This window comes from Streptosporangium album (genome assembly GCF_014203795.1).
In the GTDB taxonomy this organism is placed as follows: Bacteria; Actinomycetota; Actinomycetes; order Streptosporangiales; family Streptosporangiaceae; genus Streptosporangium; species Streptosporangium album.
In genome coordinates, this window is record NZ_JACHJU010000001.1 from 2,746,912 (window position 1) to 2,761,073 (window position 14,162).

Here is a 14,162-nt window from a genome sequence, read left to right on the forward strand (position 1 = left end):
CACTAGACACGGGGCGGTCACATGATCGCTCGGACACGCTCTAGGCGTCGAGCGTCATGAAGAGGCTGCCAAGGCCCTCCGCCAGCAACGGGTGCGTGAAGATGGCGTTCGCCATGGCGGTGTACGGGAGCTTGCCCAGCATGGCGACCTGGATGATCGTCATGATCTCGCCGCCTTCTGCGCCGAGCACGGCGGCGCCGAGGATCTGCTGGGTGTGCGCGTCGATGACGGCCTTCATGAAGCCGCGCGTCTCCCCGGTCTCAAGGGCCCGGATGACGGCGCTCATCGGCAGCTTCGCGACGCGGACCGCGCGGTTTTGCTCCCTGGCCTGCCGCTCGGTCAGGCCGACGCGGCCGAGCTGCGGGTCGATGAACACGGTATAGGGGACGATCCTGTCCCGCGTGCTCGCCTTCTCGCGGCCGAGCAAGTTGGCGTGCAGGATCCGGTAATCGTCGTAGGAAAGGTGGGTGAAGGCCGGGCCGCCCTTGACGTCCCCCATGGCGTAGACGCCGGGGACGGAGGTTTCCAGGTACTCATCGACCTCGATGAAGCCGTTGTCGCGCAGCCGGATGCCGGCCGCCGCCAGCGTGAGCCCCTCCGTGTTGGGGACGCGGCCGATGGCCGACAGCAGGTGGGAGCCCTCGACCTGCCGCTCGCCGTCCGGCGTGCGAACGGTCAGCCGCACCCGCCCGCCGCCTGCCTCCTCGACCCGGTCCGTCGTCGCCGAAGTCAGGACCGTGATCCCGTCATCGCGCAAGATGGCGGCGACCTCGTCGGAGACGTCATCGTCCTCGATCATCATCAGGCGCGGGCCGGTCTGGACGATCGTGACCTCGCTGCCGAACCTGCGGAACATCTGCCCGAACTCCAGCCCGATGTAGCCCCCGCCGAGGATGATCAGGTGCTCAGGGAGCGCGCCCAGCTCCATGATCGACGTTGAGTCGAGGACAGGGACGTTCTGCGCGCCGCTGATCGCCAGCGGCTTGGGCCTATTGCCCGTGTCGATGACGATCACCGGTGCGCTGATCCCCCGCGTCCCGCCGTCCCTCAGGGCGATCTCGACCGTCTTGGGCCCCGTGAAATGGGCCTCGCCTTCGATCAGGTCGACCCCGTCCTGCGCCAGGCGGCTCGCGTAGTTCTCCCGCGCGCCCGCGACCATCCCCCGCTTGCGCTCCCGCACGGCGGCGAGGTCGACCGACACCGGACCGGTCCGCACGCCGTACTCCGCCCCGCGCCGCGCCTGATAGGCGACGCGCGCGCTGGCGACCATCGTCTTGGTCGGGGTGCACCCGGTGTTCACGCAGACGCCGCCTAGGTGGTCGCGCTCGACGAGCGCCACCTTCTTGCCTGCCTTCGCCAGATCGGGGGGGAGGAACCGGCCGCCCTGGCTGGTCCCGATCACAATCACGTCATAGCTCTCGTCTGCCACAGAGAGATCGTAACCCTGTGCTTTCCTGTATGTACTGAGGGTGGCCGATGAGTGTGGGTGGGATATTGACCGGTGGGGTGGTCGGGCTGTAATCAGGGGCCGCGAATAGGTTCGAGTCGGCGGTGTGGGGTGGTGAGGGCCTTGCTGACGACGTCGTCCCCGGGCCGGTCGTAGCCAAGGCCGGGAAGTACCAGCAGATCCGACGGTGGGACAGCGCTGCCGCGAACTGCAGCAATCCGCAGTGGAGATCGGCGACGACGTTTGCAGCGACGGGGCGAACGTTGCCTGTCGGGGCACTAGTAGGGCTTGGTTACCTCGGGTAGGGGACGGTATGTCACCTGTTTGGGGGTGAGGGAAGATGACCCCTCAAGAACTCGAGGCCGTGCGGGCGCGGCTGGAGACGTTTGCCGCTGAGATGTTCTCCGGTTTTGCCCGTGCTGATCAGCGGCGGTGGGGTGAGCGGTATGTGCGCGGCCTGCTGACCGACGGGGCGCGGAAATCGATGGAGCCGATGGCGGCCCGGCTGGGCGTGGATCGCCAAGGGCTGCAGCAGTTCTGCACCGATGCCCCCTGGTCGCATCAGCTGGTTTTGGCCGAGCTGGCCTGGCGGATGGATGCGGCGATCGGCCCGGTGGCATGGGTGGTCGATGATGTGTCCTTTGTCAAGGACGGCGATGAGTCGCCGGGGGTGGCCGCGCAGTATTGCGGGGCGCTGGGGGCTTGTTCGTGAATAACTGTCAGAGTTGATCTGCGGGGCAGTCATCGGCGGACGTAATACGATCTTGCAGTTGCTCGAGCGTACGTGCGGGCGATCCGGGGATCGGCGTGACGGAGATTTTGTGCAGGTCGAGGATCCGGTGGCCATCTTGGAACTGGTTGGACAGGTTGGTGCGGGTGACGCCCAGCAGGCGGGCTAGGAGGGTGCTGGTCGCGGCCTTGCGGCGACGGAGTAAAGCGGTCAGGAGCCGGTGGAAGTGATCTAGGCTGCTGGTCTGCGGATGGAGGTAGCGGCGCGGGCGGTGGAAACGGCGTTGAAAGGCCGCCTCTGCCAGCGCGTCCCAGTAGGGCTCCGAGATCTGCACCAGGCGAGCGAAGTCCGAGCGCGGCATGCCGGTCAGGGCCGGATCGGTGAGCATCCAGGTCACGTCCGGATCGATCGGTTGGTTGGTCTCGGCTTCTTCGGAAAGTCTGGGAGGGGTGGGGGCCAGGGTGTAGTTCCAGTCGCCGTGGAATGCATCGGGTGTGATCGGCAGGGCATGGAACTCGGCGGGCGTGACGGCGGTGCCCAGTGGGTAGTTGCCGGTGTCCAGTTCGGCGCTGACTCTCAGTCCGGCCTCTGTTGTCGTCGCGGCGATCGTCTCGATGACGACCTGGTAGCTGGTCAGCGGGCGGCCACGCCAGTTGGCGGTGATGTGGCAGAACATCCGGTGCTCGATCTTGTTCCACTTCGAAGTGCCGGGAGGAAAGTGGCAGACCGTGATCTCAAGGCCGCTCTCGCGGGCGAAGTCGTGTAGTTGCTTCTTCCATGTCCAGTAGCGGGGGTTGTTGGAGCCACCGGCGTCCGCGGTGATCAACAGCCGGGTGGCGTGCGGGTGGTCGAGACAACCGCGGCGTCGCCACCAGCGGCGGACGGACTCCACCGCGAACTCGGCGGTGTCGTGATCGGTTCCGACGTTGACCCAGCCGCTGTTGGTGGCGAGGTCGTAGATTCCGTAGGGGATGGCCACTGGCTGGTCGCTGGTGACGAGGGTGTGGCTGTCCACCTTGATCGGGTTCTTTCCCGGTTGCCAGGTACGTCCAGGCCGGTCGCGGTTGCCGAGCCACTCTTTGGCTTTGGTGTCGATGCTGATCACCGGCTGGTCGTCGTCGAGGAAGGCGGCGGCGGTGGCGTTGAGATGGGCAAACTGGGCGTCGCGATCCGGATGCCGGGTGCCTTCGGTGGTCTTGGCCGTGCCCTGCAGGCTGTAGCCCAGGCCGTGCAGCAGGTGGCCGACGGTTGTGGCACCGATCGGATGCTTCTGCGCGGAAAGGGCATGGGCCAGGCTGCGCAGCGACAGCGTGGTCCAGCGCAGTGGGGAGACGGGGTCGCCGCGAGTGTGCGGCTCGATCAGTGACTCAAGGGCCGGTAGCAGGCCGGGGTCGGTGACTGTCAGCGGTTTGCGCCCGGCGCCCGAGGCCCGGATGCGGCGGGTCGGCGCGGGGTGCGTCTCCAGCTCGATGATGCCACGCGCGATGGTGGCGGTACTGATGCCGGAGGCTGCGGCCACCAGGGCAATCCCGCCATGGCCGAGCACGGCGGCCTCGCTGGCCAGGTAGAGGCGACGGCACCGCTCGTCAAGGTGCGGCAGGATCTGCTCGAACTTGGCCCGCAGCTCGGCTGCGGGTACATCTTCCTTCGAAGAGGCGGTCATGCTCCAGCGTCTCACCGTCGACCCGGTCCCGCAGATCAACTCTGACAGTTATTCACGAACAAGCCCTGGGCAAGACCGCGAACTGCCAGGTCGCGCCGAGTTTGCATCTGGTCACCGACGCCGCGTCGTGTCCGGTGAACTGGCGGTTGTTCGTGCCCGAGCAGTGGGATGCGGCCTCGCCGCGCACGGAGGATCCGGCCGCGGTGGCGGCACGCCGGCAGCGCTGCCGGATCCCCGCCGACGTCGGTCATGTGCCCAAGTGGCAGCTGGCTCTGGACATGATCGACGAGCTGGAGAGTTGGGGGCTGGATCCGCCGTTGGTGGTCGCCGATGAGGGCTACGGTCAAGACGGGGCCTTTCGCCTGGGCCTGACCGAGCGCGATATTCCCTACGTGGTGGGGGTGCGTTCCGATACCGCGCTGCTGGAGGCCGAGGCCTGCCGCAGCGTCGCGCCGTATGCGGGGACCGGGCGGCGGCCGGTGCCCCGCTACCGGCAGCGGCGCATCAGCGCCCGGCAGTTGGTGCTGGAGGGCGGGCGGCGCGCGCTGCACACAGTGCGGTGGCGGATGGGGTCCAAGGGTCCGTTGCGCTCGCGCTTTGCCGCGCTGCGGGTACGGCCGGCGGGGGTGCGGATCCGCCGCGCGTATGCGGGCGGGGAGTTGCCGGTGTGCTGGCTGCTGGCCGAATGGCCGCCCGGTGAGCCGGAGCCGGTCAAGTACTGGTTGTCCACGCTGGAGGCCGATGTTCCATTGCGGCGTCTGGTGGGTCTGGCGAAGATCCGCTGGCGCATCGAGCACGACTACCGTGAGCTGAAGACCGGCCTGGGCCTGGACCACTTCGAGGGTCGCACGTGGAGCGGTTGGCATCATCACGTCACCCTGGTCTCGGTCGCTCACGCGTTCTGCACCCTTGAAAGGCTCAACCCAAAAGCGCCGGCTGCGGCTTGAGCACCTACCGGGTCATCGCCGAGTTGCAGCTGCTTCTGGCCTGCTGGGCCGGATCCTGCCCCACCTGCCGCCGAGCGTTACCCCGACATGCCCAGCCCGTCCCCACCTAACCAAGCCCTACTAGTAGTACTTCGTTAAGTTACGAAGTGTTATGGGGCGCGTACATTTGATGGCATACGTGGCAAGCGCCGGTCCAGGTGGCGAGTAAAGCCTGGAGTTCGCCGAGAACCTCATACAAGGTCAGGCCGGCGCAGGGACTTTTGGGTCTAGCCGTAGTTCGGTACAGAATGCCTGCGCTAATGCGGCCAGGGTGACGTGGCGGTGCCAGCCGAAGAAGCTCCGCCCCTCAAAATGCTTGAGGCCAAGACCGGTATTGAGCTCCCGGTAGTCATGCTCGATCCGCCAGCGGATCTTGGCGAGCCGGACGAGTTCGCGCAGCGGAGTCTCGGCGGGGAGATTGGTGATCCAGTAATCGGTGGGTTCGGATTCGCCTGCCGGCCATTCCACCAGCAGCAAACGCGCAGGCAGGCTGCCGTCGGGGTTGCGGGGGATGTCTTTGTTGGCCAAGAGAACCGGTAGAGCCATGAAGCGTGATCGCATTTTCGCGCCTGGATTACCGCTGGTCTTCCTTGTGCCTTGCCGCCAGGTCACCCGCCGCAGATTCGCCCGCCCTGCCGCCAATGCGAGATTGCGCAGATTCGATGGCTTGCCTGGATAGCGTGGTCTCGGCGGGCGCCCCTTGCCGCTGTATTCCGGCAGTTCAGGCACCGCATCTCCGGGGTAGGCCGACAGATCATCGGAGACGGCCGCCACGTAAGACAGGCCGCGGTCCTCCAGTCCCAGCCGGAAAGCGGTGCAATCGCCATAACCGGAGTCAAAGACCACCGGAAGATCGGTGCCGACTCCCCACTCGTCGTACATCTGGTCGATCATGTTTAACGCCAGTCGCCACTTCTCCTGGTGACCGACGTCCTGAGGGATCTTGCACCGGTCGCGGCGCTTGTGGACCGTTTCCGCCTGAACCGGATCCTCGATCTTGGCCGGGTCCCACGACTCGGGGATGAACAGCCGCCAATTGACCGCGGACGAGGCATGATCGGTGACCAGATGTGCGCTGACGCCGATCTGGCAGTTTCCGGTCTTGCCCAGCGTCCCGGAATACATCCGGGCCACTCCCGGAGAATTCGGGCCGTCCTTGGGGAAGCCGACATCGTCGATGACGACCGCCTGCGGACCGATCCGTTCCAGCGCCCAATGTGTGAGGTTTTCCCGGACCGGTTCGTAGTCCCAGGTCGAGTCGGCCATGAATTGCTGTAACCGCTGGGTGTCAACTCCCAGACGCTCCGCCATCGGATCCATCGACTTGCGCCGCCCGTCCAGCATCAGCCCCCGCAGATACAACTCGCCGGTGGCGAGTTGATCACGGCGACGAAGCACCCTCCGCAGCATCTGATCTGCAAACTTCTCAAGCCGCGGGCGCACCGGCGCCATCTCGTCAGGTGTCACGACAACATGATCCCGAAGTGACTTCTCAAAATGATCACGCTAGGTGATCGACAATCTAACGAAGTACTACTAGTGCTGGGTTCCTCAAAGGGTGTTGAGCTGAGCGGTGGCCAGCCATCCTGATCAGGGGCATCGTGGATGACAGGGAGGTGGTGTCATCATGCCGAAACTGCTGCACGCCCGAGCGCCGCGAGACGGCGAGGAGGAACGCCAGATCCGTAAACTCGCCGGTGCCCGGCACGCCCCGGCCGACTGGATCCAGCGCGCCCAGATCGTCGTGTTGAGCTGGGAGGAGATGCGCGGCCCGGCCATCGCCGCGATGCTGGGCTGTCATCCGGAGACCGTGCGCCGCCGGTTGCGCCGCTTCAACGCCGAAGGCATCGACGGGCTCGGTGACCGGCCCGGGCCCGGTCGCAGACCGCGGATCACCCAAGCCGAACGATCGCAGCTCATCGCGCTGGTCAAGACGACACCGCCCGGGCGGCTGCGCTGGGAGCCCTGGGGTGAGCTGGAGGCCGACGACGAGGATGGGCCGGCGGTGTGGACCCTGGATGCCCTCACCGCCGCCGCCCGTGAGCAGGGCATCGACATTCACCGTTCCCAGGTGCGCCGGATCCTTCTGAAAGAGGGGGTGAGATGGCGCCGCACCCGGTCCTGGACCACCAGCAAGGACCCGGACTTCGCCGCAAAAGAACGCAGGTCGTCGGCCTGTACACCGACCCGCCGGACGGCGCGGTCGTCGTCTGCGCCGACGAGCTGGGGCCGGTGACCCCGCGTACCTTCGGCCCCGCGCCCGCCTGGTCCGCCGACGGCCACCGGATCAAAGCGCCGCTGGAATACTTCCGCGGCCCCGACAAGACCTGGGTGTACGGTGCGCTGCGCGTCGCCGACGGCGCCGCGGTCACCATGACCGCCGCCTCCCGCAACAGCGACTGCTACCAGCGGTTCCTGCAACGACTCGAGGACGCCGACCCCGGCCACGGTGACATCTGGGTGATCGCCGACAACCTGTCCGGTCACAACAGCCTCGCCACCCGCACATGGCCGGCCGACCATCCCCGCATCCAGCACGCGTTCATCCCCGTCGGCGCCTGCCGGCTCAATCTGCAGGAGGCGTGGTGGCGGATCTTCCGCCACCACGCCCTGGCCGGAGTGTCCTTCGCTGATAGCAAGGACATCGACCACGCCACCCGCATCGCCACCGCCCAGCTCAACCAGCGGGCCAAACCCTGGGTCTGGGGACGGCCACCACCGGCCCCCAGACACCTACGCCGCCAGTTCGTCTACAGCCTTTGAGGAACGGAGCACTAGCTCGCTCTCGTACCACCAGCCGCCGTGCTGGTCCTGCCATCGACGCTGCAGCCGGGCGGTGATGATCTGGCCGTCGGGCAGTTCGACGGTCACCGGACAGCTGGGCGCTCCACCCTGGTCAGGTTGCGGGCCCACGGCTACTCCCCCGTCGGCCCGGTGTCGTCCAGGTGCTTGAGCCGGCGCGCGCCTTGAGGCTTGATCCCAAGCGGTGAAGTCCCGCTGGACCAGATCATCGGCAGGGGTCGCTGCGGGGTCCCAGCGGGTCAGCCCACGCCGGCGGCGCCGGTGCACCCCTTCAAGCCGGGCGGCGCGCATCAGCCGGGCCACCCGCTTGCGCCCGATGCGCACCCCGTACTCCTCCCGCAACTCGGCATGCACGCGCGGAGAACCATAGGTTCCGCGCGATCCCGCATGGATCTTGATGATCGTTTCCGTCAGAGCCTCATCCTGACGGGCCCGCCGGGAGGGTCCGCGGTTCTTCCAGGCGTAGTAGCCCTGGCGCGACACACCCAGCACCCGGGCCAGAAGGGAGACGCCGTAGCGTGTCTTCTCCGCGTCGATCAGCCGGTACTTCATCTCGGCCGATCCGTCTCCCGAGCGAAGAAACCGCGGCCTTCTTCAGGATCTCCCGCTCCTCACGCAGCTGACGGACCTCCCGCCGCAGCCGGGCCGGCTCCTCCTTCTCGGTGCTGGTCAGGCCGTCCTCGCGGCGGCCCTCATCGAGGTCGGCCTGGACCACCCAGTTACGGATCGACTGCGCGGTCGGCTCGAACTCCTTGGCCAGTTCCTCCGGCGTCCGGCCGGCGCGGACCAGCTCCACCATCTGCCGCCGGAACTCCGGCGGGTACGGCGGACGTGACATCGGCACTTGTGAACTCCTGCCGGGACACATCGTCCAAAGCGATCAGGTGTCCACAAGACCGAGACAACATCAGTGGCTTGTTGCACCGATCCCCAACTGTCGATCTAGGGCAAGAGGCCCAGTTCCATTCCGCAAATATCCCGCGAAGAGCGGCCGAGGGCTGCTCAGGGGGCGCATGGCTGCACAACCCGGAAACGATCAACGGCGTCTGACCGCGACGAAACCGCTGGTCAGACGCCGTTTTCACTGGTGGAAGCGGAGAGCGTGGGATTCGAACCCACGAGGAGCCGCAAAGCCCCTAGCGGTTTTCAAGACCGCCGCCATCGTCCACTAGGCGAGCTCTCCTGGCGACACGCTCCGGAGAACGTGTCAGATTGCACTTTAGTCTCTCCCCATCCCCGGTGCGTACCGGATACGGCGGGTGTCCCGGCTCTGCCCGATAACTCGGAGCCGAGGCGCCCGCCGTACCGGATTCAAGGTTGCATGCCGGCGAAGCCGTCACCCACCGAGGCCGCCAGGCGGAGGTAGGACTCGCGGGTGCCGGGCTGCAGCCTTTCCAGGTCGATCTCTGCGCCCTCTTCGAGGTGGGGGTCGTAGGGGACCCGGATCACGGCACGGCAGCGGGCCGCGAAGTGGGCCTCCAGACGGTCGAGGTCCACGGTGGACTTCGACCGCGGACGGACGCTGCACAGCACCACCGTGGCGGAGCGGACCAGCTCCTCGTAGTGGTGGGCCTCCAGCCAGTCCAGCGTCGCCGAGGCGGCGCGGGCGCCGTCCACGGACGGGGAGCTGACCAGGACGAGCTGGTCGGCCAGGCCGAGGACGCCCGACATGGCCGAATGGAGCAGGCCGGTACCGCAGTCGGTGATGCAGATCGAGTAGAAGTTCTCCAGAACCTGGGCCACCGACTGGTAGTCGGACGCGCTGAACGCCTCGGACACCGACGGATCCCGGTCGGAGGCGAGGATCTCCAGGCGGGACGGGGCCTGCGAGGTGAAAGCCCGGATGTCGACGTAGCGCTTGATCTGCTGACGCTCGTTGAGCAGGTCGCGGACGGTCGCGGAGGTTTCGAGCTCGACCTTGTCCGACAGGGTGCCGCGGTCGGGGTTGGCGTCGACCGCGATGACCCTGTCGCCGCGGACCTGGGCCAGGGTGGCGCCGAGGCCGACCGTGGTGGTGGTCTTTCCTACGCCGCCCTTCAGGCTGAGCACGGCGACCCGGTGGTGGCCCGTGGCGACGGGAGTGCGCGCACGGCCGACGAGTTCGCGGCGGCGGCGGACCTCAGGGGACTCGCCAGGCTTGATCAGGCCTGCCGACGCCTTGTAGATCAGCTTGCGCCAGCCGCCGGCGGGCCCGTTACGGCGCCCCCTGAGCAGCGACTCGGGATCCAGGCTGTCAGCCGACGGTCTGGGCACGCCTGGCACCTGCTGCCGGGAGGGGGCGCTGAAGGCGGGCGGCGGGGCCGACTGGCGACGGCGCGCCTGGTACGGCTCACGGACCGGCTCAGCCGTCTCCCTGCCGGACGCGGGAGACGCGGCCTGTTCCGCGGCGAAAGCCTCGTCCCGGTTGGGAACAGAAGACGCATCCCGGCCCGACACGGGGACCGTGTCCCGGCCGGAAGCCGGAAGTGTGTCCCGACCTGACGCGAAAGCCGTGTCCTGGCCGGAAGCCGGAGCCTCGTGCCGGTCCTGCGCGAAGGGCTTGCTCGGCTCGGGAGCGAAAGTCGTCTCCCGCTCCGAGGTGAACGGCCTGTCCCGATCGGACCCGAACGCCGTGTCCCGATCGGACCCGAACGCCGTGTCCCGGCCGGACCCGAATGAGCCGGACCCGAATGGAGTGTCCCGCTCGGGAGCGAACGACTTGTCCCGGCCGAACTCGAATGGCTCGTCCCGACCGGACCCGAACGGAATGTCCGGGCCGGAGCCGAACGCCTTGTCCCGATCGGAGCCGGAAGCCGCCTCCTGCTCCGGAGCGAACAGCCTGTCCCTGTCTCGGGCGGAGCCTGCGGAATCGGAGGAGGCCACGGAACCGGAGAGATCGGCGCCGAACGGGCCGGGGACGTGATCTGCCGGCACGACCGGGGCCGGACGCTCGGCCCCGAAGGACACCGGGACCCGGAACGGCTCGGCGACCTCGGGTGTGGAAGGCCCGGGGGTCTCAGGAGCCGTCCGGAGCGACTCGCTGACGATGAACGGCTCGGCGGTCGTGAGAACCGGCAGGTCGTGATCCTGTCCGGCGTCAGGGGAATCGGACCGGTCGTCCTCGTGATCAGCGGCATCGGAGGTGGAGTCGTCGCGGTCGGAGCCGGTGCTCACGAGCGCGGACCGGTCACGATCGGAGTCCGTGCCGTCGAAGGCGGAACGGTCACGGTCATGCTCGGTGCCGGAGGGCGTGAATTGGTCGGAGCCGGTGCCGGAGAACGTGAATCGCTCCCGATCGGAGTCCGCACCGCCGGACGCGGATCCCCCGGGCTCCGGAGCCGAAGGTTTGAAAGGTTCGAGGGTCGGGCCGGAGGACTCGCCCGGCTTCTCCGGGCGCTGGGGTTGCTCGAACAGCCCGCGAGACGGCTCCTGCTCGGGCTCGGAGCGCGGAGATCGGAGCTCGGGTTGCGAGACACGGAGCTCGGGCTCGGAGTGCGAGACACGGAGCTCGGGCTCGGGGAACTCGCCCGTTGTGTGACCGCCGGTGTCACCCTGCTCCTGGCGGGGCAGCGGCTTGAGCGGGGCCAGGAAGCCATCGTCGTCCTGGGCAGGGGGCACCGGTAGGGCGGGAAGGGTGAAGGCGCTCACCGTGTCGGCCGCCTCCATCCAGTCGGCCGCGTCGGCGTCCTCGGCCGGAGCGTCCTTCAGGGCCGCCGATGCGCCCGCAGGGTCGTAGGCCGAATCGACCGCCGTGCGGAACAGCGGTGACGAGGCCGCGTCGGGGTCGGACGGCACGGAACCCCACGGGTCCTTCGGGTATGGCGAAATGGCGGCTCCGTCCATCGTGGTGCTCGTCACCACGCCGGGAGGTGCCTCCTCCTGCTCCTTGATCGCGTCGAGCCAGGCGAGCTGTTCCTCGAGAGATTCCTCACGATCGTGTCTCGCCACCGTGTTCCCCCTCGGGATGGGCATAAAAGGGCAGCAAACACATAGCAGGTTAACGCCCTGTGTTCTTGTCAATGCAGGCAACCACCAAGTTGAGCCCACCGGATAGCTTGGTCATATGCACGCCATCGTGATCGATAAACCTGGTGGACCCGGAGTGCTGGCATGGCAGGAGGTCCCCGACCCCGTGCCCGGACCGGGTGATGTTCTCATCGATGTGGCCGCCTCGGCGGTCAACCGGGCCGATGTGATGCAGAGACAGGGTCTGTACGACCCGCCTCCGGGCGCCCCGCCGTACCCGGGGCTGGAATGCTCCGGCGTGGTCGCCGAGGTCGGCTCGGACGTCGAGGATTTCAAACCGGGCGACCGGGTGTGCGCGCTGCTGGCCGGAGGCGGCTACGCGGAGAAGGTCGCGGTGCCCTGGCAGCAGGTCATGCCCGTGCCCGACGGTGTGGACCTGGTCGAGGCCGCGGCTCTGCCCGAGGTGGCGTGCACGGTCTGGTCCAACGTATTCATGATCGGGCGTCTGAGGAAGGGCGAGACGCTTCTCGTCCACGGTGGCGCCAGTGGGATCGGCACGATGGCCATACAGCTGGCCAAGGCGTTCGGCTCTCGCGTGGTCGTCACCGCCGGATCGGCCGAGAAGATCGCCCGCTGCCTCGATCTTGGCGCGGACGAGGGGATCGACTACCACAAGGAGGACTTCGCGGAGAAGGTCCAGGCCGATGTGATCCTTGACATCATCGGCGGCAAATACCTGCAGGGGAACGTGAAAGCGCTCAAGACCGGCGGGCGGCTCGTCGTGATCGGACTGCAGGGCGGCTCCAAGGGGGAGCTGAACCTGGGTGCTCTCCTCGCCAAACGGGCCTCCGTGCACGGCACCACGCTACGCGGGCGTCCGGTCGACGAGAAGGGGGTCATCGTACGCGGTGTCGTGGAAAACGTCTGGCCCCTTGTCGCCGCGGGAGCGATCCGTCCGGTCATCTATGCCCGAGTGCCGATGAGCGACGCCGCGGAGGCTCACAAGATCATGGAGTCCGGCGACCACATCGGGAAAATCCTGCTAGTAGGTTGAGGACTATGAACGCTGAGGAGAGCACTCCGCACATAGTGGTCATGGGCCCTCAGGGCGTCCAGGCCGAGGAGGACGGCGAAGGACGGTCGATCACCGATTTGGTCGAGCAGCCCGCCAAGGTGATGCGGATCGGCAGCATGATCCGTCAGCTCCTCGAGGAGGTCCGTGCGGCTCCGCTGGACGAGGCCAGCCGCAAGCGCCTCAAGGAGATCCACCAGAGCTCCATCAAGGAGCTCGAAGACGGTCTGGCGCCCGAGCTGGTGGAGGAGCTGGAGCGCCTGTCGCTTCCGTTCACCGAGAACGACAACGGCGCCCCGCCCAGCGACGCCGAGCTCCGGGTCGCGCACGCGCAGTTGGTCGGCTGGCTGGAGGGCCTGTTCCACGGGATACAGACCACTCTTTTCGCCCAGCAGATGGCGGCCCGCGCCCAGTTGGAGAACATGCGGAAGGCGTTGCCCAGCGGCGTCTCCCTCCCGCAGGAGGGTCATCAGGCCAGCTCGGGCCCGTATCTGTAAAGCTGCTCAAGCACTTTGGCGACCCCATCCTCGTTGTTGGTCGCGGTCACATGATCGACCGCGGCCAGCACCGCGGCATGGGCGTTGGCTACGGCGTAGGAGGTGCCGACCCACCGCAGCATCGGCAGGTCGTTGGGCATGTCACCGAACGCGATCGCCTCGGCGGGCCCGATCTCCTGCCCCTCGGCCAGCGCAGCCAGTGCGGAGGCCTTCGTCACGCCGTGGGCGCTCATCTCGATCAGGGCGCGGCCGCTGGAGTGAGTGGGGGTGACAAGGTCACCGACCAGCTCGCGGACCTCTTCCTGGAGGACGTCCGGGTCCATCCGGGGATGCAGGGCCAGAAGCTTGGCACACGGCCGTGAGGTGAGAGCGGCCGTTCCGACGCGGAACCCGGCGGCCCCTTTGCCGTCCTCTCGACCGAGACGAAAGCCCGATTCGTGAGCGAATCCACCCTCGTATTCAACTGAGAACGCCAGCTCGGGAACCTTTTCACGGAGACGCGTCACCACCTCTTCGAGCACATCTGGAGCGATGAGGTGTGATTTGACGATCCGTTCGGTGTGCAGGTCGTAGACAAGGGCGCCGTTGGCGCATATGGCCAGCCCCCTGTGGCGCACCGCCGCCGCGACCGGGCGCATCCACCGGGGCGGCCGGCCGGTCACGAAGACCAGCGTGGCACCGGCGCTCTCCACACGGGCGAAAGCGGCCGTGGTACGGGGCGAGACGGTACCGTCCGAGCGCAGAGCGGTGCCGTCGAGGTCGGTGGCGACGAGCCGGGGGTTTCCCATAACAGGTTCCAGTCTGCACTGTGATCCGCGGAGGGCGAACCACGGATCCGTCTCGAGGAATCTTCCTCATGGCGGGAACACGGGTGCGCCGGATAGTGTTAGATGTGATGGCGTTGTATTAGCTGAATCCCGTTGTGAAAACCAGTTTGACTGAACCACCCCGGGGCTTGCTGTACGACACATGGGGTTCACGAGGTGTGAATCCCAAAGTTTCAAATCCTGAGGGAGAGCT

At 67.3% G+C, this 14,162-nt stretch carries 9 protein-coding genes, 1 tRNA gene and 4 pseudogenes; 6 read left to right on the forward strand and 8 right to left on the reverse strand.

Annotated elements, in window-relative coordinates; translation table 11 throughout:
* Positions 1 to 40: 40 nt before the first annotated feature.
* A complete protein-coding gene (locus tag FHR32_RS13020; RefSeq protein ID WP_184754542.1) occupies positions 41 to 1,429 on the reverse strand; it encodes a mercuric reductase in 1,389 nt (462 codons plus the stop codon).
* 358 nt (positions 1,430 to 1,787) lie between these two features.
* On the opposite strand from FHR32_RS13020, the pseudogene FHR32_RS13025 reads away from it, so the two are divergent.
* Positions 1,788 to 2,147: pseudogene (locus FHR32_RS13025) on the forward strand (transposase); the annotation flags it as partial.
* 41 nt (positions 2,148 to 2,188) lie between these two features.
* Here FHR32_RS13025 and FHR32_RS13030 read toward each other — a convergent pair.
* Positions 2,189 to 3,840 (reverse strand): annotated as a pseudogene (locus FHR32_RS13030) (ISAzo13 family transposase).
* A 62-nt stretch (positions 3,841 to 3,902) separates the two neighbouring features.
* Here FHR32_RS13030 and FHR32_RS13035 point away from each other — a divergent pair.
* Positions 3,903 to 4,787, forward strand: a pseudogene (locus FHR32_RS13035) (IS701 family transposase); the annotation flags it as partial.
* Between the two features lie 240 nt (positions 4,788 to 5,027).
* Here the strand turns inward: FHR32_RS13035 and FHR32_RS13040 are convergent.
* Positions 5,028 to 6,293, reverse strand: a complete 1,266-nt coding sequence (locus tag FHR32_RS13040; RefSeq protein ID WP_221465336.1) for an IS701 family transposase — start codon at positions 6,291 to 6,293, stop codon at positions 5,028 to 5,030.
* Positions 6,294 to 6,453: 160 nt separating this feature from the next.
* Between FHR32_RS13040 and FHR32_RS13045 the strand changes: the two genes are divergently transcribed.
* Both FHR32_RS13045 and FHR32_RS13050 read left to right on the forward strand, forming a co-directional pair.
* Positions 6,454 to 7,062 (forward strand): helix-turn-helix domain-containing protein, encoded by a 609-nt coding sequence (locus FHR32_RS13045; protein ID WP_184754543.1) that lies wholly within the window; start codon positions 6,454 to 6,456, stop codon positions 7,060 to 7,062.
* Positions 7,059 to 7,589 (forward strand): transposase, encoded by a 531-nt coding sequence (locus FHR32_RS13050; RefSeq protein WP_312882654.1) that lies wholly within the window; start codon positions 7,059 to 7,061, stop codon positions 7,587 to 7,589. The genes FHR32_RS13045 and FHR32_RS13050 overlap by 4 nt, the downstream gene beginning before the upstream one ends.
* On the opposite strand, the gene FHR32_RS13055 is transcribed toward FHR32_RS13050, so the two are convergent.
* The 4 genes and pseudogenes from FHR32_RS13055 to FHR32_RS13065 form a co-directional block, all read right to left on the reverse strand.
* On the reverse strand, positions 7,560 to 8,180 hold the full coding sequence (locus FHR32_RS13055) for an IS3 family transposase (RefSeq protein WP_184754544.1): 621 nt from the start codon (positions 8,178 to 8,180) through the stop codon (positions 7,560 to 7,562). The two genes, FHR32_RS13050 and FHR32_RS13055, sit on opposite strands and share 30 nt — an antisense overlap.
* A gap of 85 nt (positions 8,181 to 8,265) precedes the next feature.
* Positions 8,266 to 8,496, reverse strand: a pseudogene (locus tag FHR32_RS47235) (transposase); the annotation flags it as partial.
* A gap of 226 nt (positions 8,497 to 8,722) precedes the next feature.
* Positions 8,723 to 8,811 (reverse strand) — tRNA-Ser (locus FHR32_RS13060).
* A gap of 128 nt (positions 8,812 to 8,939) precedes the next feature.
* Complete coding sequence (locus tag FHR32_RS13065) at positions 8,940 to 11,555, reverse strand: nucleotide-binding protein (RefSeq protein ID WP_312882303.1); 2,616 nt, start codon at positions 11,553 to 11,555, stop codon at positions 8,940 to 8,942.
* 115 nt (positions 11,556 to 11,670) lie between these two features.
* Here FHR32_RS13065 and FHR32_RS13070 point away from each other — a divergent pair, with 115 nt between their 5' ends.
* Together FHR32_RS13070 and FHR32_RS13075 are read left to right on the forward strand one after the other, a co-directional pair.
* Positions 11,671 to 12,627, forward strand: coding sequence for an NAD(P)H-quinone oxidoreductase (locus FHR32_RS13070; protein ID WP_184754545.1), 957 nt, complete (start codon positions 11,671 to 11,673; stop codon positions 12,625 to 12,627).
* 5 nt (positions 12,628 to 12,632) lie between these two features.
* On the forward strand, positions 12,633 to 13,142 hold the full coding sequence (locus FHR32_RS13075; protein WP_184754546.1) for a bacterial proteasome activator family protein: 510 nt from the start codon (positions 12,633 to 12,635) through the stop codon (positions 13,140 to 13,142).
* Here FHR32_RS13075 and FHR32_RS13080 read toward each other — a convergent pair.
* On the reverse strand, positions 13,115 to 13,930 hold the full coding sequence (locus tag FHR32_RS13080; RefSeq protein WP_184754547.1) for an HAD family hydrolase: 816 nt from the start codon (positions 13,928 to 13,930) through the stop codon (positions 13,115 to 13,117). The genes FHR32_RS13075 and FHR32_RS13080 overlap by 28 nt on opposite strands.
* Between the last annotated feature and the right edge of the window lie 232 nt (positions 13,931 to 14,162).

Coding starts and splice junctions, on each gene's coding strand:
- FHR32_RS13045 (WP_184754543.1), top strand. CDS start 6,454: ATGCCGAAACTGCTGCACGCCCGAGCGCCGCGAGACGGCGAGGAGGAA.
- FHR32_RS13055 (WP_184754544.1), bottom strand. CDS start 8,180: ATGAAGTACCGGCTGATCGACGCGGAGAAGACACGCTACGGCGTCTCC.
- FHR32_RS13070 (WP_184754545.1), top strand. CDS start 11,671: ATGCACGCCATCGTGATCGATAAACCTGGTGGACCCGGAGTGCTGGCA.
- FHR32_RS13075 (WP_184754546.1), top strand. CDS start 12,633: ATGAACGCTGAGGAGAGCACTCCGCACATAGTGGTCATGGGCCCTCAG.
- FHR32_RS13080 (WP_184754547.1), bottom strand. CDS start 13,930: ATGGGAAACCCCCGGCTCGTCGCCACCGACCTCGACGGCACCGCTCTG.